Consider the following 22137-nt stretch of genomic DNA (forward strand, 5'->3'; position numbering starts at 1 on the left):
GCGCCGCATGAAGATCACGCGCCTCGCCGTCACCGCCTATGTGTTCGCCCTCCTGATCATCGTCCTGGATCAGCTGACCAAGGCCTGGATCATCAGCGGCCTGTCGCTGCAGGAAGTCGGCCGCATCCCCGTCTTCCCGCCAATCCTGAACTTCAGCTGGGTCGAAAACACCGGCGTCAGCTTCGGCCTGTTCGGCGGTGGCGAAGCGCGCTGGGGCCTGGCCATCTTCTCCATCGTCGTCTCGGCCGGCCTGGCCTGGTGGGCGACGCAGTCGAACCGACGCCTGCTGATCACCGCAATCGGTTTCGTCATGGGCGGGGCGCTGGGCAATGTGATCGACCGGATCCGCTTTGGCTATGTGGTCGATTTCATCGACTTCTCGGGCACAGGCGTGTTTCCTTGGGTGTTCAACGTCGCCGACAGCGCCATCACCATCGGCGTCGTGCTGCTGATCATCGACAGTCTGGTGTCTGACAAACCCGCCAAGGTTGGCGCGGCCGTCGAAAAGTCGTAATCACCCCGTCTTCACTATGCCGACTGCGCCATCGCGGCGCTTCCCGCATCAGCCGACCAGAGCCTGAAACCATGCGTATCCGCAGTGTCGCCGTCCTGACCCTCGTCGCCTCCTCCGCGTTCGCCGTCTCGGCCTGCGGCGGCATCAAACAGGGCATCGGCCTGACCAAGGTTGTGCCGGACGAGTTCGTCACCGTCTCGACCGCCCCGCTCAGCGTTCCGCCGGAATACGGCCTGCGTCCGCCCGCGCCCGGCCAGCCGCGCCCGCAGGAACTCGCCCCCGAAAGCGCCGCGCGTCAGATCCTTCTGGGTCAGCGTCAGGCCGTCACCCGCACGCCGGGCGAACAGGTTCTGGTGGCCCAGGCCGGCGGCGAACAGGCCGACCCGCTGGCCCGCTATGTCGTCGATGACGAGTTCGGCGATCTGGCGCACAAGGACGAAAGCTTCGCCAACCGCCTGATGTTCTGGCGCAAGGACGACGCCTCGACCCAGGCCCCGACGGTTCGCCAGACCGCCGAAGGCCAGAAGACCATCGACGCCTCGACCGAGGCCGCCCGTCTTCAGGCTCTGACCGGCGGCCAGCAGGCCATCACGATCCAGCCGCGTCGCAGCAACGGCTTCAAACTGCCGGGCCTGTAAGGACCGCCAAGACGGGCGCTTGCCACGGCGGCGTCCGTCCTTATTGTAAACGGACCTGATCAGGAGCCGTTTGCATGACCGAAACCGTCGATATCGCCGTCCTGTCCGGGATCGACCAACTGCGTCTGGGCATGACGGGCGGCTTCATCGCGCCCATCGCCCGCACCGTCGGCTTCGAACTGACCGAAGTTGAAGAAGGCCGGGTAGTGTTCGAGGCCATCCCCACCACCGCCGTCTATAATCCGCTGGGCACGGTCCATGGCGGCTGGATCGCGACGGTGCTCGACTCGGCCTGCGGCTGCGTCGTCCATTCCACGCTTCGGCCGGGCCAGACCTATACGACGCTGGAACTGAAGACGGTTTTTCACAAGGCGCTGACGGCCGGCACGCCGGTTCGTGCCGAGGGCCGGATCGTTCAGGCCGGTCGCCGCGCAGCCTTCTCGGAGGCCGATCTGCGCGGCCTGGACGGCAAGCTCTATGCGACCGCGACGTCGACCTGCCTGGTGATGGAGCGCTGAGGGCAGCAAGCGTTTGCCGCGCCTCGCTTTAGCCGCTATCAGCGGCGAGCGTTGATGATCGGCCGCCGATCGTCGTGCGCCCTCTCTCGCTGTCGGAAAAATAAGCTGATGCGTCGCGTGTTCACCGCCCTGGCCGCCCTCTCCATCGCGGCCTCCGTCCTGCCCGTCGCCGCCGAGGCCCAGACCTCCCAGCGTCAACGCGAGCGCGGCGGGCAACAGCAGCAGGCCTCGGGTGAAGACGCCGCGCCGTCGCGCGCGCCGCGCATCGCGCCCCTGCGTCGCCGCGCCAACGCCGGCCCTTGCCCTTATGTGAAGATTCTCTACGACGCCGCCCGCTACGTCGAGCTGGAAGGCGGCCGCGCCGCCGTGGCCAACGTCGGCTATACCGGCGAGATCGAAGGCATCTCTTCGGACTGCGAATATCGCGAGGCCGATCCGATTCGCGTCGATATGGACGTGCTGTTCAACCTGGGCCGGGGCCCGCAGGCGACGGGCGAGCAGCGCACCTACCGCTACTGGATCGCGGTGACCGAGCGGAACAACGCCATCCTGTCCAAGGAATATTTCGACCTGCCGGTGAACTTCGAGGGCCAGCGCACCGCCTCAGTCACCGAAAAGCGCACCATCGTCATTCCGCGCGCCGGCATCGAGACCAGCGGCAGCAACTTCGAAATCCTGGTCGGTTTCGACGTGACGCCGGAAATGGCCGAGTTCAACCGCTCGGGCAGCCGCTTCCGCGTTAACGCCGGCACCACGCCGGCCACGCCCTCGCCTGCCTCCGCACCGAGCCAATAATGTCTGATCTGAAGACCGTCCTCAGCGAAGCGGTCGCCGCCGCCTTCGCCGCCGAAGGCGTGGACCCGGCCCTGGCCCGCGTCACCCCGTCGGACCGCCCCGATCTGGCCGATTTCCAATCCAATGGCGCGCTCGCCGCCGCCAAGGCGCTGAAGGCCAATCCACGCGGTCTGGCCGGCAAGCTCGCCGAGCGCCTGAGCGCGGATGCCCGCTTCGCCTCGGTGGAGGTCGCGGGACCGGGCTTCATCAATCTGAAGCTCTCCGACGCGCTGCTGGCAGAACGGGCGACCGAGGTGGCGCAAGACGCTGCCCACGCGGGCGCCGCGACCGTGGCCGCACGCCGCCAGGTGGTCATCGACTACGGCGGTCCCAACGTCGCCAAGCCGATGCACGTCGGCCATTTGCGCAGCGCCATCATCGGCGAGAGCCTGAAGCGGTTGTTCCGCTTCCGCGGCGACCACGTCACCGGCGACGCCCACTTCGGCGACTGGGGCTTCCAGATGGGCCTGCTGATCGTCGCCTGCGGCGACGAGGGCCTGGCCGAGGCCTTCATGGCCGAAGGCGACGGCCCCTTCCCGGCCGAAAGCCCGGTCACGCTCGCCGATCTGGACCGCCTCTATCCGCAGGCCGCCGGCAAGGCCAAGGAGGATCCGGCCTTCCGCGATCGCGCCCGCAAGGCGACGGCGGAACTTCAGAACGGCCGTCCCGGCTACCGCGCGCTGTGGCGGCATTTTGTGGCGGTCAGCCGCGAGGCGCTGAAGCGCGAATACGGCGATCTGTCAGTCGATTTCGACCTGTGGAACGGCGAAAGCGACGCCGATCCGCAGATGCCGGAAATGCTCGCGCACCTGAAAGAGACCGGCCTGCTGGTCGAGGACGACGGCGCCCAGGTGGTTCACGTCGCCAAGCCCGGCGTAACGCGCAAGAAAAAGCTGGCCGACGGCTCCGTGATCGAGGCTCCCTCCCCCCCGCCCCTGCTGGTCATCAGCTCGGAAGGTTCGGCCATGTACGGCACGACCGACCTGGCCACGATCCTGGACCGCAAAAAGGCTCTTTCGCCCGACCTGGCCCTCTACGTCGTCGATGAACGCCAGGCCGAGCATTTCGAACAGGTCTTCCGCGCCGCCTATCTGGCCGGTTACGCCGAAGAGGGCGCGCTGGAGCATCTCGGCTTCGGCACGATGAACGGACAGGACGGCAAGCCCTTCAAGACCCGCGCGGGCGGGGTGCTGAAGCTGCGCGACCTGATCGATCAGGCGACCGAAAAGGCGCGCGAGCGCCTGCACGAGGCCAAGCTGGGCGACGACCTGTCGCCGGAAGAGTTCGAGGCCATCGCGCACAACGTCGCCATTGCGGCCCTGAAGTTCGCCGACCTGTCGAACGCGCGCACGACCAGCTACGTCTTCGATCTCGACCGCTTCATGAGCTTCGAAGGCAAGACCGGGCCGTATCTTCTGTATCAGTCGGTCCGCATCAAATCCCTGCTGCGCAAGGGCGCCGAACAGGGACTGACGCCCGGCGCCATCGTCATCGCCGAACCGGCGGAGCGCGATCTGGCCCTGACGCTGGACGCCTTCTCGACCGCCGTGTCGGACGCCTACGACAAGCGGATGCCGCATCTGGTCGCCGAACACGCCTATCGCGTGGCCCAGTCCTTCTCGAAATTCTACGCCGCCTGCCCCGTGCTGATCGCGCCGGACGAAGCGACCAAACGCTCGCGTCTGGCCCTGTCCGCTGCGGCTCTGCGCCAGCTGGAAATCGCGCTGAACCTGCTGGGCATCGACACGCCGGAGCGGATGTAGGGTATAGACGGGGCGACATCCTCCCGGAGATCGCCCATGTCGCTCAACGCCTACATCGCCGGCCTGCCCAAGGCCGAACTGCACCTGCACATCGAGGGCTCGCTGGAGCCCGAACTGATGTTCGAACTGGCGCAGCGCAACGGCGTGTCCATTCCCTATGACAGCGTCGAGGCGGTGCGGGCGGCCTATGATTTCTCGAACCTGCAGGACTTTCTGGACATCTACTATGCGGGGGCCGCCGTCCTGCTGACTCGGCGGGATTTCGAGGATCTGGCCTTCGCCTATTTCCAGCGCGCGGCGGCCGATAATGTGCGCCATGCCGAAATCTTCTTCGATCCCCAGACCCATACCGACCGAGGCGTGCCCTTCGGCGTGGTGGTCGAGGGGCTGATCGCAGGCATGGACCGGGCCAAGGCGGAGCTGGGCGTGTCCAGCGGCCTGATCCTCAGCTTCCTACGCCACCTGACCGAGGACGAAGCCTTTGCGACGCTTGAGGCGGCCAAGCCCTATCTGCATCATTTCATCGGCGTGGGGCTGGATTCGTCCGAGGTCGGCCACCCACCGTCCAAGTTCCAGCGCGTTTTCGCCGCCGCCCGCGACCTGGGACTGAAACTGTGCGCCCACGCCGGCGAGGAAGGTCCGCCCGCCTATGTCCATGAGGCGCTGGACCTGCTGAACATCGACCGGATGGACCACGGCAATCGCTCCATGGAGGACGAGGCGCTGGTGCAGCGGCTGGCCGCCGAGCAGATGACCCTGACCGTCTGCCCCCTGTCGAACCTGAAGCTGTGCGTGGTCGATGACCTGAAGGCCCATCCCGTCCCAGAGATGCTGCGCCGGGGCCTGCACGTCACCCTGAACTCGGACGACCCGTCCTATTTTGGGGGATATGTGAACGACAACTACAGCCGGTTGGCCGAGGCCGTCGGCCTGACACGCGATCAGGTGACGCAGCTGGCGAAGAACAGCTTCGAAGGGTCGTTCCTGGGCCAGGCGGAGAAGGCGGCCTACCTGGATGAGGTGGAGGCCTACGCGGCGGGGCACTGACGCCCTCTCCTTTCGTCATTCCGGGGCGTCCGAAGGACGAACCCGGAACCCAAGAGGCGCGCATCCGGCCTAGGCTGTATCGTGCAGAGGGAATGCGGCCCTGGGTTCCGGGTCTTCGCTACGCTTCGCCCGGAATGACGAAATGAAGCGGTCATCGCTTCCGGCCGCCATACGTTCCTGTTATGTTCCGATTATGGACCAATCTGGCACCAAGGCTGAAGACAGCGCGAACCTCCGCTGGCTGTTCGTCGATCTGAACGCCTTCTTCGCCAGCGTCGAACAGCAGATGAACCCGGCCTGGCGGGGCAAGCCGGTCATCGTGCGGCCGGCGATGAGCGAATACACCGGCGCCATCGCCGCCAGCTATGAGAGCAAGGCCTGGGGCGTTCACACCGGGATGCGGGTGTCCGAGGCGCGCAAACTGTGCCCTGACCTGATCGTCGCCGAGGCGCGCCCCGACCTCTACGTTAAAATCCATCAGCAGATCATGGCAGAGATCGATCGCCATGTTCCGGTGTGGAAGGTCGGTTCGATCGACGAGTGTTCATGCGAACTGCTCGGTCCAGAACGGCTAGAGGCGAACGCCGTCGCCCTGGCCCGACGCATTCAGGCGGGCATCCTGCAAAACGTCGGCGATTGTCTGCGGTCGTCCGTCGGGCTGGCGCCGTCGCGGTTCCTGGCCAAGACCGCCTGCGGCATGCAGAAGCCCGCCGGGTTGACGGTGCTGCGCGCCAACGAACTGCCCGGCCTCTTGCTGGACCTGCCGCTGTCGAAATATCCGGGCATCGGCTCGCGCATGCAGATCCGGTTGCAAGCGGCGGGCGTCACCGACACGGCCGGCCTTTGGAACATGAGCGCGAAACAGGCCCGGGCGGTCTGGAACAGCATCGAGGGCGAACGCATCTGGCGCGGACTGCACGGTCTGGACAGCGAGCCGACCCCGGAAAAACCGCCCGCCTCGATCAGCCACAGCCACGTTCTGGCCCAGGCCATGCGGACCCCGGACAAGGCGCGGGCCGTGGCGCGGCGGCTGGTGGTCAAGTGCGGGGCGCGTCTGCGGCGCATGGGCCTGACCGGCGCCAGCCTGACCCTGCATTTGGACATGGGGCCGAAGGCGACGCCCCGAAGCGGTCGTCGCGGCTGGGAAACGGCGGCGATGAGTTGCCCCATCGCGCCGACGCAGGACACCTTCGCCCTGCTGGCGGCGCTCGACAGTCTGTGGCGCAAGGTCGAGCCGGAGTTGGAGGCGGGACGCCTGAGCTATGTCGGGGTCGGGGTGCACGGCCTGAAATCCCGCGACGATTTCGAGACGGACCTGTTCGCCGCCGGTCCGGATCAGGACGGCGACGCCCCGTCTCTTCGCCTGTCCCAGGCGCTGGATGCGCTGAACCGCCGCTACGGCAAGGACACCGTCAGCATCGGCCCCAAGGCCGGCCTGCCCGACTATATCGGCGCCAAGATCGCCTTCACCCGCATCCCCGAGGCCGAGGATTTCTGGGAGTGAGGCACACCTAGCTCAGCAGGGACGCGGCCGCGATCTCAGCCACGCCCAAGGCCCGGAAACTGTCTTGGGCCGCCGCCTCGGTTTGCGGCGCGATGGCCCGGCTGGCGTCGGCGATCACCATTGCTTCGAACCCCTCGCGAACCGCGTCCTGGGCCGTGAAACGGACGCAGTAGTCGAAGGCCAGACCGCACAGAAAAACGCGCGTCACGCCCAGTTCACGCAACAGGCCGGCCAGCCCCGTCGAGGTGCGGTGATCGTTCTCGAAAAACCCGGAATAGCTGTCGACCGCCGGATTATAGCCCTTGCGGATCACGGCCATGGCCTTCTCGACCGTCGGTGACACGTCGGGATGAAAGTCGGCACCGGGCGTGCCCTGAAGACAATGATCCGGCCACAGCATCTGGCGACCGTAGGCCACCTCGATCTCGGTGAAGGGCGCCGCGCCGGGGTGGTTGGAGGCGAAAGAGATCTGGTCCGGCGTATGCCAGTCCTGGGTCACGATCACCCGGTCGAACCGAGCCGCCAGCCGGTTGATCAGCGGCATGATCCCCGCGCCGCCCGCCACCGCCAGACGGCCGCCTTCGCAGAAGTCGTTCTGCGGATCGATGACCAGAAGGGCGGCGCTCATCAGACGCCTGCGTAGGCGTCGATCTCGTTGGCCGAACCGAGCGCGACGGGGATGCGCTGGTGCAGATGCTCGGGCTGCACGTCCAGAATGGCCTGACGACCATCCGTCGTCGCCTTGCCACCCGCTTGCTCGACCAGGAAGGCCATCGGATTGCCTTCGTACATCAGCCGCAGCTTGCCCGGCTTGTTCGGCTCGCGCCGATCCCAGGGATAGAGGAAGACCCCGCCGCGCATCAGGATGCGGTGAACATCCGCCACCATGGCCGCGACCCAGCGCATGTTGAAGTTCTTGGCCCGCGGCCCCTCATCGCCCTTCAGCAGATCGCCGACATAGGTCTGCACCGGCTCGGCCCAGTGGCGCAGGTTCGACATGTTGATGGCGAACTCCTTGGTGTCCGGCGAAATGGCGATGTCGTCGTGGGTCAGGATCCAGTCGCCGTCGTTCGACAGGGTGAACCCCTTCACGCCCGCGCCGGTCGTCAGCACCAGCATGGTTTGCGGTCCATAGACGGCGTAGAGGGCGGCGACCTGATGGCGGCCGGGCTGCATGAAATCGGCCTCGGTCGGCGTCGCGGTCGTGGACTTCAGCACCGAGACGATGGTGCCGACGGGCGCGTTGATGTCAATGTTGGACGAGCCGTCCAGCGGGTCGAACAGCACCAGATAGTCGCCGGCCGGATTGGAGGCCGGCTGGACCTCGTCCATCTCTTCCGACGCGACGCCGGCGACGGCCGGGCTGGCCAGCAGGGCCTCGGTCAGAATGTCGTTGGTCATGACGTCGAGCTTCTTCTGCTCCTCGTCCTGCACGTTGATCTGACCCGATGCGCCCAGCGCCCCGGCCAGGGCCCCGCCCGCAACGACCTTGCTGATGTCCGCGCAGGTGGCGGCGACCACGGTCAGAACCGTCTTCAGTCCTTTGGGCGCATCTAGGGCGGCGATATGGGCGTCAAGGCGTGTGCGGGTCATGCGGTCGGTCCGGTTCTGGGCGTTGCGCCGTTTTGGCCGGGGACAGGCCCCAGAGCAAGGCGGCAGGGCGAGGCGACAACGAAAACGCCCCGGCGAAACCGGGGCGTTTCCTTATCCTTCGGCGTTGTCCCTCAGATCGGCAGGATCGCCGTACCGAACGCCCGTTTCAGTTCGTGGGCGGCGAAGGTTTGGGCCGCCGCCGCATCCGGCACGACCGCCGCCATGCCGAAGAACTCGTGCGTCGAGCCGTGGAAGGTCTTGTGACGCACGTCGACGCCCGCCTGCTCCAGCTTCTCGGCCAGCAGTTCGCCCTCGGTGCGCAACGGATCGATCTCGGCGCAGATCACCGTCGTCGAGGGCAGGCCCGACAGGTTCGCCTTCTCGACGATATTGATGCGCGGATCCTGAGCATCGGCCTCGTTGGCGAAGATGTGCTTCACGAACCACTTCATCATCGGCTTGTTCAGCGGCTTGGCGTCGGCGTTCTCGACGTAGGACTCATTGTCCATGTCCACACCGGCGACCGGATAGACCAGCACCTGATGTTTGGGCGTGGCCAGGCCGGCGTCGCGCGCCATCATCGACACGCCGATGGCCAGGTTGCCGCCTGCGCTTTCGCCCATGACGGCCACCTTCTGCGGGTCGCCGCGGAAGGTCTGCGCATTCTCCAGCACCCAGCGATAAGCGGCCAGGGCGTCGTCGTGCGCGGCGGGGAAATGATGTTCCGGGGCCTGGCGATAATGGACCGAGACCACGATCACATCGGCCATTTTGGACACGCCGCGCGGGCCGCCGTCATAGACGTCCAGATCCGCGATCACGAAGCCGCCGCCGTGGAAATAGACGACGACCGGATGCAGCTTGTCTTCGGAATGGTCGTGCGGCTTGTAGATGCGCGCCTGGATCGGGCCGGCCGCGCCGGGAATAGTGATGTCGCTGGTCTTGACGCCCATGTCGTCGCTGGGGTCCTTGCCGTCCTTGCGCAACAGCGATTTCACCGCATCGGTCGGGGTCGGTTGCTGGCGAGCCTCCTCGGGCGACAGGGTCTCGATGGGCTTGCCGCCGAGGGACGCGAGTTCGTCCAGCACCTTCTGCATCGGGCCATCGGCCTTGGCGGGCGTATCGCGCGGTTTGTCGCCGTCGCCGAACAGCTTGTCTATAATGGACATTTTCGCATTCCTGGGTTTGGTTTCGGGGTTCGGAACGACAACCCGCAGCACGCATCCTTGTTCCCGGACCGCTTGACTTGGCGCTTGAGTCGATGCCTTACGTCGCATGCTCTCGCGGGAGAGATCGGGCGCTGGAAACAGGGTTCGACGCCGAAGGCGCAACCGCCCCGGAAACGCTCAGGCAAACGGACCGCGAAGCACACGGACGCTGGAAAGTCGCCCATTCGGGCGCGCCGACGGAGCAAGGCGACATGATTTGGTCGCCGGAATCTCTCAGGCTTCAGGACAGCGGGGGCGCGAGGACGGCGGAGCTCCGCCACAACACGCGACCGTGAAAGCCTGAACCATGACCGACCAGACCCTGAAGACCACGCCTTTGAACGCCGCGCACCGCGCGCTGGGCGCCCGCATGGTGGGCTTCGGCGGCTATGACATGCCGGTCCAGTACGAAGGCGTTCTGGCTGAGCACCGCTGGACGCGGGAACACGCGGGTCTCTTCGACGTCTCCCATATGGGCCAGTGCAAGATCACCGGCGAGGATGCGACCGCCCAGTTCGAGCGGTTCGTGCCCGGCGACTACGCGATCCTGAAGGCCGGCAAGCAGAAGTATTCGCTGCTGCTGAACAAGGACGGCGGCGTCATCGACGACCTGATGGCCGGACGGCCGGATCACGACGGCCTGTTCGTCGTCGTCAACGCCGGCAACAAGGACGAGGACTTCGCCTTCTGGGAGGCGAACCTTGAAGGCGACGCCAAGCTGACGGTGCTGGACCGCGCGCTGATCGCCATCCAGGGGCCGGAAACCGCCGAGGTCATGGCCGCGCACGAGCCGATCCTGGCCGAAATGGGCTTCATGGAATGCGCCCGTCTTATGCTGTTCGGCGCCGACTGCTACGTCTCGCGCTCGGGCTACACCGGCGAAGACGGCTATGAGATTTCGGTCCCGGCGGACCAGGCCGAGCGCATCTGGAACACCATTCTGGAAGACACTCGCGTCAAGCCGATCGGCCTGGGCGCCCGCGACAGCTTGCGTCTGGAAGCCGGCCTGCCGCTGCACGGCCATGACATCGACCCGTCCACCTCGCCGGTCGAAGGCGCCCTGACCTTCGCCCTGTCCAAGTCGCGCAAGGAACGCGGGGACTTCGCCGGCGCCGACCGTATCCTCAAGGAACTGTCCGACGGCCCCGCCCGCGTTCGCGTCGGTCTGATCGTCAAGGAAGGCGCCCCGGCCCGTGAGGGCGCCGAGATCGCCGACGCCGACGGCGCCGTGATCGGCAAGGTCACCTCGGGCGGCCCCTCCCCCACCTTGGGCAAGAACATCGCCATGGGCTACGTCCCGCCGGCCCATGCCGCCCTGGGCACGGAGCTGAAGGTCATCGTGCGCGGCAAGACCGCCGCCGCCGAAGTCGTCGCCATGCCCTTCGTGGCCCAACGCTATTACCGCAAACCCAAAGCCTGAGAGATCAGACCATGAAGTTCACCAAGGATCACGAGTGGGTCAGCCTGGACGGCGACATCGCCACCGTCGGCATCTCCAAACACGCCGCCGACGCCCTGGGCGACGTGGTGTTCGTCGAAGTGCCTGAAGTCGGCAAGACCGTCTCCAAGGGCGACAGCTTCGCCGTGGTCGAAAGCGTCAAGGCGGCGTCGGACGTCTACGCCCCCGTCTCGGGCGAAGTGGTCGAGGCGAACGACGCCCTGTCGACCGCCCCGGAAACCGTCAACTCGGGAGCCGAGGCCGACGGCTGGTTCGCCAAGATCAAGGTTTCGGACGCCTCGCAACTGGACGCCCTGATGGACCAGGCCGCCTACGACGATTTCCTGAAGACCCTCTAGTTTTAAACTCCGTCACCCTCGGGCTCGACCCGAGGGCCGGACGATCAACCACTCGTGCGAAGCCTTTGGCGCACGAGCCGCACAACATCCGGTCCTCGGGTCAAGCCCGAGGATGACGGATGCAAGGAACCGGATATGCGTTACCTCCCCCTGACGCCCGACGACCGCACGGCGATGCTCGCCGCCATCGGCGCGAAATCCATCGATGATCTGTTCGTGGACGTGCCCCAGGCCGCCCGGCTGGACGGCCCCGTCGATCTGCCGCGCGTCGCAGGCGAACTGGAGGTCGAGCGCGCCCTGTCCGCCATGGCGGCCAAGAACGCCACGGCCGGCGCCGTGCCCTTCTTCTGCGGCGCAGGGGCCTACAAGCACCACGTCCCGGCGACGGTGGATCACGTGATCCAGCGCTCGGAGTTCCTGACCAGCTACACCCCCTACCAGCCGGAAATCGCCCAAGGCACGCTGCAGTACCTCTACGAGTTTCAGACCCAGGTCGCGAACCTGACCGGGATGCCGGTCGCCAACGCCAGCCTGTACGACGGTTCGACCGCCATGGCCGAGGGCGTGCTGATGGCTACCCGCGTGACCCGCCGCAACAAGGCGGTGATCTCAGGCGGCGTGCACCCGCACTACATCAAGGCGACCGAGACGGTGGTTCATGCCGTCGGCGTCGAGACCCTGGCCCTGCCCGCCGCCGTGGACGCCGAGGCCGCCGTGATCGACCAGATCGGTCCCGACACCGCCTGCGTCGTCGTCCAGACCCCCAACGTCTTCGGCACGGCCACCGACGTGACCAAGATCGCCGAGGCCGCCCACGCCGCCGGCGCCCTGCTGATCGTGGTGATCACCGAGGCCGTGTCGATGGGCCTGTTGAAGTCGCCTGGCGAGATGGGCGCCGACATCGTCGCGGCCGAAGGCCAGTCGATCGGCAACGCCCTGAACTTCGGCGGCCCCTACGTCGGCCTGTTCGCCACGCGCGAGAAGCTGATCCGCCAGATGCCCGGCCGCCTGACCGGCGAAACGGTGGACGCCGACGGCGAACGCGGCTTCGTCCTAACCCTGTCGACCCGCGAGCAGCACATCCGCCGCGACAAGGCCACGTCGAACATCTGCACCAACTCGGGCCTGTGCACCCTGGCCTTCACCATCCACATGAGCCTGCTGGGCGAGACGGGCCTGCGCAAGCTGGCCCTGCTGAACCACGAAAAGGCCGTCGCCACGCGCGACGCCCTGGCCGCCATTCCGGGCGTCGAAATCCTGACCGACCGCTTCTTCAACGAGTTCGCGGTGCGCCTGCCCAAGAACGCGGCCGAGGTCGTGGATCAGTTGGCCGCCCATCACGTCCTGGCCGGCGTGCCCTACAGCCGCCTGGCCCCCGACGCCGGCATGGACGACGTCCTGCTGGTCGCCGCGACCGAGACGACCCTGGATGCCGACATCCAGATCCTCGCCAAGTCGCTCTCCAAAGTCCTCGGCGCGTAAGGGATACTGACCATGAGCACCATGAACACCGTCGGCCGCCCGACCGCCCCGAACCAGGTCCAGACCAAGCCCGCCACCCTGACCGGCGGCCGCGGCCTGTTGCAGAACGAAGCCCTGATCTTCGAGGGCGACGGCTGGGGCAAGACCGGCGTCGATCTGCCGGAACCCAAGACGGACGGCTCCGACCTGGGCGACCTGGTCCGCAAGGATTCGATCGGCCTGCCCGGCCTGTCCGAGCCGGAAACCATGCGCCACTATGTGCGCCTGAGCCAAAAGAACCACGCCATCGACCTGGCCATCTATCCGCTGGGATCGTGCACGATGAAGCACAACCCGCGCCTGAACGAGAAGATGGCCCGCCTGCCCGGCTTCTCCGACATCCACCCGCTGCAGCCGATCTCGACCGTTCAGGGCGCGCTCGAGCTGATGGACACCCTGGCCCACTGGCTGAAGACCCTGACCGGCATGCCCGCTGTCGCCCTGTCGCCCAAGGCCGGCGCCCACGGCGAACTGTGCGGTCTGATGGCGATCCGCGCCGCCCACGAGGCGTCGGGCCAGCATGAGAAGCGCCGCAAGGTTCTGGTTCCCACCAGCGCCCACGGCACCAACCCCGCCACTGCCGCCTTCGTCGGCTATTCGGTGGTCGAAGTGGCCCAGACCGAAGACGGCCGCGTGGACGTCGCCGACTTGGCGTTGAAGCTGGGTGACGACGTCGCCGCCATCATGGTGACCAACCCCAACACCTGCGGCCTGTTCGAGCGCGACATCCTAGAGATCAGCCGCCTGACGCATGAGGCCGGCGCCTATTTCTACTGCGACGGCGCCAACTTCAACGCCATCGTCGGCCGGGTTCGTCCCGGCGACCTCGGCGTCGATGCGATGCACATCAACCTGCACAAGACCTTCTCGACGCCCCACGGCGGCGGCGGTCCGGGCGCGGGTCCGGTGGTCCTCTCCGAAGCCTTGGCCCCCTTTGCGCCCGCCCCCTGGGTCGTGCATGACGACGGCGGCTATCGCCTGATCGAGCGCGAGGAGGACGAGGCCGAGCAAGCCTTCGGCCGTCTGTGCGCCTTCCAAGGCCAGATGGGCATGTACACCCGCGCCCTGTCCTACATGATGTCGCACGGCGCCGACGGCCTGCGTCAGGTCGCCGAGGACGCCGTCCTGAACGCCAACTACATCAAGGCCCGCCTGTCGGACCTGATGTCGGCCGCCTTCCCCGACGGTCCCTGCATGCACGAGGCCTTGTTCGACGACGAATGGCTGAAGGGCACGGACATCACCACGCTCGACTTCGCCAAGGCGATGATCGACGAGGGCTTCCACCCGATGACCATGTACTTCCCGCTGGTCGTCCACGGCGCCATGCTGATCGAGCCGACGGAAACCGAGTCCAAGGCCGAGCTGGATCGCTTCATTGAAGCGATGCGCGCCCTGGCCGGGGCCGCCAAGGCCGGCGACGTCGATCGCTTCAAAGGCGCGCCCTTCCACGCGCCGCTGAAACGTCTGGACGAAACCCGCGCCGCCCGTTCGCCGGTTCTGCGCTGGACCGCGCCGGAAGGCTCCAACAAGGCGGCCTGACCCTGAAGTCGCCCCATCCTGCGGGAAGGGGCTGACGCGGGGCTGATCCATCGCTAGGTCATGGCCATGACCTGGACGACGAACGACATCCCCGACCTATCCGGCCGACTGGCCATCATCACCGGCGCGACCGGCGGACTGGGGCTGGAAACCGGCATCGTGCTGGCCGGCAAAGGCGCCGAGGTCGTGCTGGCGGCCCGCAATTCCGACAAGGGGGCCGAGGCCGAACGGCTGATCCGGTCTCGTCATCCGAACGCGGCCGTGCGGTTCGATCTGCTGGACCTCGCCAGCCTGGCCTCAGTCCAAGCCTTCGCCGAGCGCCATCTGGCGACGGGACGCCCCATCGACATCCTGATCGACAACGCGGGCGTCATGGCCCTGCCGACACGCCAGACGACCGTCGATGGCTTCGAGATGCAGTTCGGGACCAACTACCTGTCCCACTTCGCCCTGGTCGGCCGCCTGCTGCCTTTGCTGATTGCGGCAAAGGCCCGCGTGGTGCAGCTGTCCAGCGTCGCCCACCGCAGCGGCCATATCCGCCTGGACGACCTGAACTATCAGACCCACTACAGCCCGTGGCCTGTCTATCAGCAGTCCAAACTGGCCATGCTGATGTTCGCCTTGGAGCTTCAGCGCCGCAGCGACGCCAACGGCTGGGGCCTGACCAGCGTGGCGGCCCATCCCGGCTTCGCCCGCACCGACCTGATCGCCAACGGCCATGCCGGCAAGCCCGGCCTGTTCGCGCGCGGCGCCCGGTTGCTGGAGGCCGTGCTCAGCCACTCGGCCGCCGACGGCGCCCTGCCGATCCTGATGGCCGCGACCCTGCCGGACCCGACGCCCGGCGGCTATTACGGCCCCACCGGCTTTCAGGAGATGAAGGGCCCGCCTGGCGTTGCGGTGATCAAGCGCCAGGCCAGGGACGCCGATGTCGCCAGGCGTCTGTGGTCGGAATCGGAGCGTCTTACGGGGGTCGCCTACGGCTGATGTCGCGAGACGTGTCCGTCGCGCCACGGTGCGGAGCGATCGTCTCTTCATGACCAAAGCTTCACCCGCCGGACATCCATCCGCCATGGACGCAGGGCGTTAAGGGGTCTTGTGGCAAGGTCGTCACGGTCGCCTTTTCCTTTCCCGACGAGGGATCGCGCGCCCGTGGCGATCGTTGTCATGACGCTCCTCCTCCCATCCGGCGTATTCGTGACCTCACTCCCCGTTCCCTTCGTCCGTTCAGACAAGCCGCGCGCCTCGACGCTGCGGGTCGTCAAACGCTGGGCGCTGATGATCGGCGGTCTGTTCGTCGTGCTGCTTGGCCTTCTGATCGCCCCCCTGCCCGGCCCGGGCGGCATTCCTGTCATCGCCGTCGGCCTGATGCTCATCCTGAAAAGCTCGTTCTGGGCCAAGCGCCAGTTCATTCGCGCCCAGTATGCGCGGCCGAAATGGGTCTATCCCTTCCGTCGCCTGATGCGAAAGAAGCCCGAGTTCGCGCCCGTCTTCTGGCAGCAGGCGCTGCGGGCGGAAAAGATCGTGACCAAACGCTCGAGCCGTCGCCTCTCGCGCGGCCGCAAGAGCGTTCGGCGCTATTTCCGCAAACTGTTCCGCTAGTCGCCGCCTGATTTCGCGGTTGCGTTGCTGCAACCGCTAACCACAGGATCGTGAACACCGCTCTCCCAAGTCAGGCGTATTCTGACTTTGCGTTATCAGAGAACCACTAATGCGTTGGGAGGCGCTAAGGTCATGATGTCACGCGTACAAAAAGGTCTGATCGCCGGCGTTGCGGCGACCGTGGCCGTCTCACTGCTTGAAATACCCAATATGTTCCTGAACTGGTTCGATCCCTTTCAGGGGGTCATCGCCAGCATGATCGGCATGCCCGGTAATCTGGCCGTCGGCTGGGTCGTCCATGTAATCAGCGGCGTCTTCATCCTGGGGCCGCTGTTCGCCATCCTTTGTCCCCGCCTGCCGACGGACACGCCCGAGACCAAGGGCATCGTCTTCGCCGTCGGCGCCTGGATCCTGATGATGGCCGCCATCGTGATGTTCGGGAACTATCGGACCTTCACGGCCGGCGCAGGCTTCGGCACCTTCGCCTGGCTGCTGATCACCCACGCAGTCTTCGGTATCGTGCTAGGCAACGTCTACGCCCGTCTGGTGGCGCGCGACAAGCGGATGGGCGCGACCATCATCGGCGGCGCCCACGCCCATTGATCACGGCTTGATGTCCAAAGAAAAAGGCCCCCGACGGCGACGTCGGGGGCCTCGTTTCATTCAGGATCAGCCCTGATCAGTTCAGGCGATCTCCGATCTGGGCGATGGCGCTTTCGAGCAGCGGATCCTTGGCGCCGCTGGCGAGGCGCGCGGCCAGAACCTGTTCCGCCGACTTGGCGGCCAGATCGGCGGCGGCGGCCTTCACCTCGGCCGAGGCCTGGGCTTCGGCTTGGGCGATGCGGGTTTCGGCCATCTTCTGACGACGGGCCAGGGTCTCTTCCAGCTTGGCCTTGGTCTCGACTTCCAAGCGACGGGCGTCGGCTTCGGCCTGAGCCATCATCTCGGCGGCTTGGGCTTCAGCCTCGGCCTTCTCCTTGCGGATCTGGGCCAGCAGGGCTTCGGCCTCTGCGCGCAGGCGCGCAGCCTCGTCCAGGTCGGCCTGGATCTTGACGGCCTTGGCGTCCAGCGCCTTGCCCGCCATCTTGGGCACGCCGGCGGCGATCAGGATGCCGAAGAAGATGATCAGGCCGATGCCGACCCAGATCTCCGCATTGGCGAAGCTCCAGATGCCGTGTTCGAAGATCAGGTTCATCAGGCGGCTCCCTTGACGGCGGCCAGCTCGGCGGCGGTCGCGGCCTTGCCGGTCAGACGTTCGACCATGGCGGCGGTCGTGTCGGAGGCGATGGTGGAGACATTGGCCATGGCGGCGTCGCGGGTCTTGCCGATCGAGGCTTCCGCCTCGGCGATGCGGGCGTTGACCACGGCTTCTTCGGCGGCCTGACGGGCGTTCGCTTCTTCGGTCACGCGGGCCTTGGCGGCCTCGGCCGTAGCGCGGGCGTCAGCGCGCGCCTTGGCGACTTCGGCCTGAGCCTGGGCGGCCTGTTCGGCGGCTTCGGCTTGGACCTGACGCGCGGTCGCGACGGCGGTGGAAATGGTGTCGGCCCGTTCGTCCATCACCTTGCGAAGGCGTGGCGCGAAGACCTTGGAGACCAGAACGTACAGGATGACGAACAGGATCAGCAGATAGCCGATCTGGCCCGCCCAGTGTTCGAACTGGAATTGCGGCAGGCCGCCCGAGCCGTGCTCGGCGGGGGTCGCCGTCTCGGCGTGCAGGTCCGCTTCGACCGAAGGCGGGACCGCGTCGATGGTGTGGGTGCTGGCCATGAACCGTCTACTGCAGGATCAGATGAAGCGGCGCGCGGGCGAACCCCGCGCGCCGTGATCGACTGATATCAGCCGAAGATCATCAGGATGCCGAGCACGAAGGCCAGGATGCCCAGGGCTTCGGCCAGAGCGGCGCCGACGAACAGGTTGCCGACTTGGCCGGCGGCGGCCGACGGGTTGCGCAGGGCGCCGGCAAGGAAGTTGCCGAAGATGTTGCCCACGCCCAGGGCCGAACCGATCATGCCCAGGGTGGCGAGACCAGCGCCGATGTACTTCGCGGCTTCAGCGTCCATGATTGTATTCCTAGATTAAAGTCGTTGGTGGTTGGGGTGAAGAGACTGGTCCGGCCCTTTAGTGGGCGTGGTCCAGGTTGACCACATCGTTCAGATAGATGCAGGCCAGAACGGCGAAGACGAAGGCCTGGAGGAAGGCCACCAGGAACTCCAGAGCGGTCAGGGCGACGACCATGCCCAGCGACAGGGCCGCGACCGGGAAGGCCAGCAGACCGATGCCGCCGCCCAGGCCCAGCAGGCCCAGCGACACGACGAAGCCGGCGAAGATCTTCAGCGCGACGTGACCGCCCAGCATGTTGCCGAACAGACGCAGCGCCAGGGTGACCGGGCGAAGCAGGAAGGACACGAACTCGATCAGGCCGACCACCGGGCGCAGCGCCAGCGGCGCGCCCATCGGCCAGAACAGCTTGAAGAAGCCCAGACCGTTCTTGGCGAAGCCGACGACCAGCACCAGACCGAAGGTGATCAGGGCGAAGGTGGCGGTGATGGCCAGCTGCGAGGTCGCCGTGAAGGTCAGGAACAGACCCAGGATGTTCATGCCCAGGATCAGGATGAACAGGGTGAAGATGAACGGGAAATACTTGCGGCCTTCGTGACCGATGATGGAATCGGCCAGATTGTCGATCAGGCCGAACAGGCCCTCGCCGGCGGCTTGCAGCCGGCCGGGCACGACCTGGGCGTTCGCGGTTACGGCGGCCAGGAAGCCGACGATCAGCACGAAGGCGACCGTCATGGCGATGTGCGAGTTGGTAATCGCCAGATCGACCGTCCCCAGCACAGGCAGGGTGACGTCGCCAAGGTCGACGACCTTCTGAATCGCAAACTGATGAATCGGATCGGCCATGAAGCCCTATCGTTCCCCGTCTTCGTCGGCCTCGACGTAGGGCTCGGCCGGAGCCGTCGTCCCTTGCGCCTTGGCCTGCGCCATCAGCCGGTTGGCTGTGCGACGCGCCATGTAAATCGACAAGGCGAAGCCCAGAAGGACCCCGCCGATCAAACCCCACGGACGGGTCCCGAGGGCCCAGTCTGCGATCGCTCCGAACGCCAGCCCCACGAAGACGCCGCCGAGAAGCTCGGCGATGATCTTGTAGGCCTGACCCGACACCTGATGGCCGGTCAGTTCGGCGGATTTCTCCGCCGTGGTCCGCGCCTCCAATGCGGATGCGCTGTCTTGGAGGCGTTTGATCGCCTCTTCGCGCGATTCCGACATGGGGGATAGGACCTGTGCGTTCGGCGTCCAGACAGTGCGTCCGGACGGGTCTGAATTCGGCGCGGAAACTAATCGTGAGCGGCCTACAGGTCAAGGCGTCGTGATCATGCGCTAAAGCATTGTAGAATATCGGCTTTCCATTCGCGCCCGCCCGCCGTGACGATGCGCCGCTGCTGCGGGCGACAGAATCCGTCGCATCCGCCCTTCGGCTCCGATGGCGGTCAGCGCGGCAAACGACTAGGTTCGCCGCCATGAATGCGCATGTTCCCGTCCCCAATGCTCCGCTTCGCCCGCTTTCGGTGCGGTTGGCCACCCCGCGGGGCTTTTGCGCCGGGGTCGACCGGGCGATCCAGATCGTCGAGCGCGCGATCGAAAAGTTCGGCGCCCCCGTCTATGTGCGCCACGAGATCGTCCACAACAAACATGTGGTCGAGCGGCTGAAGGCCATGGGCGCCGTCTTCGTCAAGGAACTGGACGAATGCCCTGACGACCGGCCGGTCGTCTTCTCGGCCCACGGGGTGCCCAAGTCCGTGCCGGCGACGGCGCGGGCGCGCGAACTGGTCTTCCTGGACGCAACCTGCCCCCTGGTGTCCAAGGTCCACGTCGAGGCCGAGCGTCATCATGCGGCCGGCCGCCACATCATCCTGATCGGCCACGCAGGCCATCCCGAGGTCGTCGGCACCCTAGGCCAGCTGCCGCCCGGCGCCATCACCCTGGTCGAGACCGAAGCCGACGCCGAATCGTTCGAACGCCCCGGCGACGCGCCCCTGGCCTATGCCACCCAGACAACCCTGTCGGTAGACGACACGGCGGGCATCCTGAAGGTGCTGAAGCGCCGCTTCCCCGAACTGCCCGATCCGCACAAGGAAGACATCTGCTACGCTACGACCAATCGCCAGGACGCCGTCAAGGCGTTGGGCGAGGGCTGCGACCTCGTGCTGGTCGTCGGATCCAAGAACTCGTCCAATTCCGTGCGCCTGGTCGAGGTCGCGATGCGCGCCGGGGCCCCGGCCGCCTATCTGGTGGACGATGCGTCCCAGGTGGACTGGTCCTGGTTCGACGGCGTGAACACCGTCGGCGTCACCGCCGGCGCCTCCGCGCCCGAACCGTTGATCGAGGCCTTGGTCGACGCCATCCGTGCGCGCTTCGACGCCACGGTGACCGAAGACGACGGCGCGCGCGAAACGGTCACCTTCAAACTGCCGCGCCTGCTGACGGCCTAGGCGACAGCCTCCAAAGGCAAGACGACGCGGAAGGTGCTGCCGGCGCCAGGCGCGGTGACGATCTCGATCTTGCCGCCCATCAGGGCCGCCAGACCGTGCGCCGCCGTCAATCCCAGTCCCAGCCCTTCAGCGGTGCGCGTCGCGCTTTCATCGCCCTGTGTGAAGGCCTCGAACAGGCGCGCCGCCTCCGCCGGCTCCATGCCCGGCCCCGTATCCTCGACTTCCAAGGCCAGGCCCGCGCCCACGCCCGGGCGCGCGACAGCGCGCAGCATCACGCCGCCGATGCGCGTGAACCGCACCGCATTGTCCGTCAGCGCCGCCATCAGCTTTTCGACATGGACCGGGTCGCCCAGCCACTCGCCTTCGGCCGCCTCGACCGAGATCTTCAGCCCCTTGGCCTCGGCCGCGGCCCGGAAGTCGTTGGCGACCCGCCGCAGCAGATTGTCGGGCCGGAACGGCCGGGTTTCCAGCGCCACGGCCCCGTCGCGCAGCCGCACCACGTCTAGCAGCTCCTCGACCAACCTCAGTTGCTGACGCCCCGACGCCTTCAGGATTTCCAGCCGCTCGCGCTGCTGCGGCGTCACCAGATCGGCCCCGATGATCTCGGCCATGCCCAGAACCCCGTTCAGGGGCGTGCGCAGTTCGTGACTGACGTTGGACAGGAACCGCGTCTTGGCCCGGTTCGCCGCCTCGGCCCGCTCCAGCGCCGCGGACAGGGCGACCTCCGAGGCTTTGAGGCGCCGAACGTCGGCCGTCGTGTTCCACAGCAGCGACCCCGTGCCGATCAGCAGCACGATGAAGAGCAGCAGCAGCAACGGTCCGGCCTTGGTCAGGATCTGATAGCCGGGCTGCTCCGGCGCCCAGACGACACGCCCCAACAGGGCGCCGCCGACGTCGCGAACATCGACGCTGATCATGCCCTTGGGCGGCTCAGCACCGCCGGGCTGAAAGTGAATCCGGTCCAGCGCCAACCTCGTTTTCAACGGCTCCAGCTCGCCGGCGAAGGGCTTGAACGACGCGACCACCGGATCGGACGCCGGCGTCGATCCCCCCGCCGTATGCCGCACCACGGTCGAGGCCCCCAGCACATAGACATCGTCGCCGACGCGAACGAACGCCGCCTTCAGACGCACCCCGGCATCCGCCGTGACCGATCGGTCGCGGCCGGCGGCCTGGGCCCGGAGCGCGTCGACCAGCGGCCGGGCCGCCTGGCCGAATGGCTCGCCGACCTGCGTCTCGGCCGGTCGGCCCAGCGTGCTGATGCGAAACAGCCGCCCGGTCCCATCATAGCCCAGAGTGAACTGATGTTTGTGCTGCGCGGCGTAGAAGGCGCCGAAGTTGCGGTCGTACCAGGCCACATCGCCCGCCGTCATCCGATCGACAGCCTCGTCCCAGACGGAGGCGGTGGTCAGGTTCTCGCCAATGGTTTCCAGCGCGCGCGTCAGACGCAACTGCACCAGACCTTCTTCCTTGCTGGCCTGGTGGGCGTCGATGCCGCGACTGACGATGGCCAGAACCCCGGCCATACCGACGATGGACGATAGCATCAGGATCATCGTGATCCTG

The 22137-nt window shown here is 66.7% G+C and carries 24 protein-coding genes and 2 riboswitches; of the genes, 15 read left to right on the plus strand and 9 right to left on the minus strand.

Annotated features, from left to right (window positions below; translation table 11 throughout):
* The first annotated feature begins 7 nt into the window (after window positions 1-7).
* From lspA to BLR19_RS05560, 7 genes are all read left to right on the plus strand, one after another.
* Entirely contained in the window at window positions 8-514 is a 507-nt protein-coding gene (gene lspA, locus BLR19_RS05530) for a signal peptidase II (RefSeq protein WP_055804071.1), read from the plus strand.
* A gap of 71 nt (window positions 515-585) precedes the next feature.
* Window positions 586-1152, plus strand: coding sequence for a DUF3035 domain-containing protein (locus BLR19_RS05535; protein ID WP_091748101.1), 567 nt, complete (start codon window positions 586-588; stop codon window positions 1150-1152).
* Between the two features lie 74 nt (window positions 1153-1226).
* Window positions 1227-1670, plus strand: coding sequence for a PaaI family thioesterase (locus BLR19_RS05540; RefSeq protein ID WP_091748104.1), 444 nt, complete (start codon window positions 1227-1229; stop codon window positions 1668-1670).
* Between the two features lie 108 nt (window positions 1671-1778).
* The gene (locus BLR19_RS05545; protein WP_091748107.1) at window positions 1779-2465 is read left to right on the plus strand and encodes a Tat pathway signal sequence domain protein; all 687 of its coding nucleotides are present in this window, start codon (window positions 1779-1781) and stop codon (window positions 2463-2465) included.
* On the plus strand, window positions 2465-4267 hold the full coding sequence (gene argS / locus BLR19_RS05550; protein WP_091748110.1) for an arginine--tRNA ligase: 1803 nt from the start codon (window positions 2465-2467) through the stop codon (window positions 4265-4267). The genes BLR19_RS05545 and argS overlap by 1 nt, the downstream gene beginning before the upstream one ends.
* Window positions 4268-4303: 36 nt before the next feature.
* Window positions 4304-5314 (plus strand): adenosine deaminase, encoded by a 1011-nt coding sequence (locus tag BLR19_RS05555; RefSeq protein ID WP_091748114.1) that lies wholly within the window; start codon window positions 4304-4306, stop codon window positions 5312-5314.
* 193 nt (window positions 5315-5507) lie between these two features.
* Entirely contained in the window at window positions 5508-6818 is a 1311-nt protein-coding gene (locus tag BLR19_RS05560) for a Y-family DNA polymerase (RefSeq protein WP_091748117.1), read from the plus strand.
* A gap of 7 nt (window positions 6819-6825) precedes the next feature.
* Here BLR19_RS05560 and pncA read toward each other — a convergent pair whose 3' ends face one another.
* From pncA to BLR19_RS05575, 3 genes are all read right to left on the minus strand, one after another.
* Window positions 6826-7446: a bifunctional nicotinamidase/pyrazinamidase gene (gene pncA, locus BLR19_RS05565; RefSeq protein WP_091748120.1), complete on the minus strand. Its 621-nt coding sequence runs from the start codon at window positions 7444-7446 to the stop codon at window positions 6826-6828.
* Window positions 7446-8411, minus strand: a complete 966-nt coding sequence (locus tag BLR19_RS05570) for a class 1 fructose-bisphosphatase (protein ID WP_091748123.1) — start codon at window positions 8409-8411, stop codon at window positions 7446-7448. The genes pncA and BLR19_RS05570 overlap by 1 nt, the downstream gene beginning before the upstream one ends.
* A 131-nt stretch (window positions 8412-8542) precedes the next feature.
* Window positions 8543-9580 (minus strand): alpha/beta hydrolase, encoded by a 1038-nt coding sequence (locus BLR19_RS05575; RefSeq protein ID WP_091748126.1) that lies wholly within the window; start codon window positions 9578-9580, stop codon window positions 8543-8545.
* Window positions 9581-9685: 105 nt separating this feature from the next.
* Window positions 9686-9783, plus strand: a riboswitch (glycine riboswitch).
* A 3-nt stretch (window positions 9784-9786) separates the two neighbouring features.
* A riboswitch (glycine riboswitch) is annotated at window positions 9787-9871 on the plus strand.
* Window positions 9872-9926: 55 nt separating this feature from the next.
* On the opposite strand from BLR19_RS05575, the gene gcvT reads away from it, so the two are divergent.
* The 7 genes from gcvT (at window position 9927) to BLR19_RS05610 (ending at window position 16681) form a co-directional block, all read left to right on the plus strand.
* On the plus strand, window positions 9927-11039 hold the full coding sequence (gcvT, locus tag BLR19_RS05580) for a glycine cleavage system aminomethyltransferase GcvT (protein WP_091748130.1): 1113 nt from the start codon (window positions 9927-9929) through the stop codon (window positions 11037-11039).
* Window positions 11040-11050: 11 nt separating this feature from the next.
* Window positions 11051-11416: a glycine cleavage system protein GcvH gene (gene gcvH, locus BLR19_RS05585; protein ID WP_017505306.1), complete on the plus strand. Its 366-nt coding sequence runs from the start codon at window positions 11051-11053 to the stop codon at window positions 11414-11416.
* 135 nt (window positions 11417-11551) lie between these two features.
* Window positions 11552-12898: an aminomethyl-transferring glycine dehydrogenase subunit GcvPA gene (gcvPA, locus tag BLR19_RS05590; protein WP_091748133.1), complete on the plus strand. Its 1347-nt coding sequence runs from the start codon at window positions 11552-11554 to the stop codon at window positions 12896-12898.
* A 12-nt stretch (window positions 12899-12910) separates the two neighbouring features.
* Window positions 12911-14479, plus strand: coding sequence for an aminomethyl-transferring glycine dehydrogenase subunit GcvPB (gcvPB, locus tag BLR19_RS05595; protein WP_176758272.1), 1569 nt, complete (start codon window positions 12911-12913; stop codon window positions 14477-14479).
* A gap of 66 nt (window positions 14480-14545) precedes the next feature.
* Window positions 14546-15463, plus strand: coding sequence for an SDR family oxidoreductase (locus BLR19_RS05600; protein ID WP_176758273.1), 918 nt, complete (start codon window positions 14546-14548; stop codon window positions 15461-15463).
* 180 nt (window positions 15464-15643) lie between these two features.
* Window positions 15644-16078 (plus strand): hypothetical protein, encoded by a 435-nt coding sequence (locus BLR19_RS05605; protein ID WP_255366453.1) that lies wholly within the window; start codon window positions 15644-15646, stop codon window positions 16076-16078.
* A gap of 132 nt (window positions 16079-16210) precedes the next feature.
* Window positions 16211-16681, plus strand: a complete 471-nt coding sequence (locus BLR19_RS05610; protein ID WP_091748144.1) for a DUF6789 family protein — start codon at window positions 16211-16213, stop codon at window positions 16679-16681.
* A gap of 76 nt (window positions 16682-16757) precedes the next feature.
* Here BLR19_RS05610 and BLR19_RS05615 read toward each other — a convergent pair whose 3' ends face one another.
* The 5 genes from BLR19_RS05615 to BLR19_RS05635 form a co-directional block, all read right to left on the minus strand.
* Window positions 16758-17273, minus strand: a complete 516-nt coding sequence (locus tag BLR19_RS05615; protein ID WP_091748147.1) for a F0F1 ATP synthase subunit B — start codon at window positions 17271-17273, stop codon at window positions 16758-16760.
* Window positions 17273-17845 (minus strand): F0F1 ATP synthase subunit B family protein, encoded by a 573-nt coding sequence (locus BLR19_RS05620; RefSeq protein ID WP_084140311.1) that lies wholly within the window; start codon window positions 17843-17845, stop codon window positions 17273-17275. Before BLR19_RS05620 ends, BLR19_RS05615 begins: the two co-directional genes overlap by 1 nt.
* A 68-nt stretch (window positions 17846-17913) precedes the next feature.
* Complete coding sequence (locus BLR19_RS05625) at window positions 17914-18138, minus strand: F0F1 ATP synthase subunit C (protein WP_017505298.1); 225 nt, start codon at window positions 18136-18138, stop codon at window positions 17914-17916.
* Window positions 18139-18196: 58 nt separating this feature from the next.
* Window positions 18197-18982 (minus strand): F0F1 ATP synthase subunit A, encoded by a 786-nt coding sequence (locus BLR19_RS05630; protein ID WP_017505297.1) that lies wholly within the window; start codon window positions 18980-18982, stop codon window positions 18197-18199.
* 6 nt (window positions 18983-18988) lie between these two features.
* Window positions 18989-19348, minus strand: coding sequence for an AtpZ/AtpI family protein (locus tag BLR19_RS05635; protein ID WP_017505296.1), 360 nt, complete (start codon window positions 19346-19348; stop codon window positions 18989-18991).
* A gap of 251 nt (window positions 19349-19599) precedes the next feature.
* On the opposite strand from BLR19_RS05635, the gene ispH reads away from it, so the two are divergent.
* Window positions 19600-20571 carry a 4-hydroxy-3-methylbut-2-enyl diphosphate reductase gene (gene ispH, locus BLR19_RS05640; protein ID WP_091748150.1) on the plus strand — a complete coding sequence of 324 codons (972 nt, stop codon included), beginning with the start codon at window positions 19600-19602 and terminating at the stop codon, window positions 20569-20571.
* Here the strand turns inward: ispH and BLR19_RS05645 are convergent.
* Complete coding sequence (locus BLR19_RS05645; RefSeq protein WP_176758274.1) at window positions 20568-22127, minus strand: sensor histidine kinase; 1560 nt, start codon at window positions 22125-22127, stop codon at window positions 20568-20570. The genes ispH and BLR19_RS05645 overlap by 4 nt on opposite strands.
* Between the last annotated feature and the right edge of the window lie 10 nt (window positions 22128-22137).

The organism is Brevundimonas sp. 374 (assembly GCF_900102995.1).
GTDB classification, from domain to species: domain Bacteria; phylum Pseudomonadota; class Alphaproteobacteria; order Caulobacterales; family Caulobacteraceae; genus Brevundimonas; species Brevundimonas vesicularis_C.

Coding starts and splice junctions, on each gene's coding strand:
- lspA (WP_055804071.1), top strand. CDS start 8: ATGAAGATCACGCGCCTCGCCGTCACCGCCTATGTGTTCGCCCTCCTG.
- BLR19_RS05535 (WP_091748101.1), top strand. CDS start 586: ATGCGTATCCGCAGTGTCGCCGTCCTGACCCTCGTCGCCTCCTCCGCG.
- BLR19_RS05540 (WP_091748104.1), top strand. CDS start 1,227: ATGACCGAAACCGTCGATATCGCCGTCCTGTCCGGGATCGACCAACTG.
- BLR19_RS05545 (WP_091748107.1), top strand. CDS start 1,779: ATGCGTCGCGTGTTCACCGCCCTGGCCGCCCTCTCCATCGCGGCCTCC.
- argS (WP_091748110.1), top strand. CDS start 2,465: ATGTCTGATCTGAAGACCGTCCTCAGCGAAGCGGTCGCCGCCGCCTTC.
- BLR19_RS05555 (WP_091748114.1), top strand. CDS start 4,304: ATGTCGCTCAACGCCTACATCGCCGGCCTGCCCAAGGCCGAACTGCAC.
- BLR19_RS05560 (WP_091748117.1), top strand. CDS start 5,508: ATGGACCAATCTGGCACCAAGGCTGAAGACAGCGCGAACCTCCGCTGG.
- pncA (WP_091748120.1), bottom strand. CDS start 7,446: ATGAGCGCCGCCCTTCTGGTCATCGATCCGCAGAACGACTTCTGCGAA.
- BLR19_RS05570 (WP_091748123.1), bottom strand. CDS start 8,411: ATGACCCGCACACGCCTTGACGCCCATATCGCCGCCCTAGATGCGCCC.
- BLR19_RS05575 (WP_091748126.1), bottom strand. CDS start 9,580: ATGTCCATTATAGACAAGCTGTTCGGCGACGGCGACAAACCGCGCGAT.
- gcvT (WP_091748130.1), top strand. CDS start 9,927: ATGACCGACCAGACCCTGAAGACCACGCCTTTGAACGCCGCGCACCGC.
- gcvH (WP_017505306.1), top strand. CDS start 11,051: ATGAAGTTCACCAAGGATCACGAGTGGGTCAGCCTGGACGGCGACATC.
- gcvPA (WP_091748133.1), top strand. CDS start 11,552: ATGCGTTACCTCCCCCTGACGCCCGACGACCGCACGGCGATGCTCGCC.
- gcvPB (WP_176758272.1), top strand. CDS start 12,911: ATGAGCACCATGAACACCGTCGGCCGCCCGACCGCCCCGAACCAGGTC.
- BLR19_RS05600 (WP_176758273.1), top strand. CDS start 14,546: ATGACCTGGACGACGAACGACATCCCCGACCTATCCGGCCGACTGGCC.
- BLR19_RS05605 (WP_255366453.1), top strand. CDS start 15,644: ATGACGCTCCTCCTCCCATCCGGCGTATTCGTGACCTCACTCCCCGTT.
- BLR19_RS05610 (WP_091748144.1), top strand. CDS start 16,211: ATGATGTCACGCGTACAAAAAGGTCTGATCGCCGGCGTTGCGGCGACC.
- BLR19_RS05615 (WP_091748147.1), bottom strand. CDS start 17,273: ATGAACCTGATCTTCGAACACGGCATCTGGAGCTTCGCCAATGCGGAG.
- BLR19_RS05620 (WP_084140311.1), bottom strand. CDS start 17,845: ATGGCCAGCACCCACACCATCGACGCGGTCCCGCCTTCGGTCGAAGCG.
- BLR19_RS05625 (WP_017505298.1), bottom strand. CDS start 18,138: ATGGACGCTGAAGCCGCGAAGTACATCGGCGCTGGTCTCGCCACCCTG.
- BLR19_RS05630 (WP_017505297.1), bottom strand. CDS start 18,982: ATGGCCGATCCGATTCATCAGTTTGCGATTCAGAAGGTCGTCGACCTT.
- BLR19_RS05635 (WP_017505296.1), bottom strand. CDS start 19,348: ATGTCGGAATCGCGCGAAGAGGCGATCAAACGCCTCCAAGACAGCGCA.
- ispH (WP_091748150.1), top strand. CDS start 19,600: ATGAATGCGCATGTTCCCGTCCCCAATGCTCCGCTTCGCCCGCTTTCG.
- BLR19_RS05645 (WP_176758274.1), bottom strand. CDS start 22,127: ATGATCCTGATGCTATCGTCCATCGTCGGTATGGCCGGGGTTCTGGCC.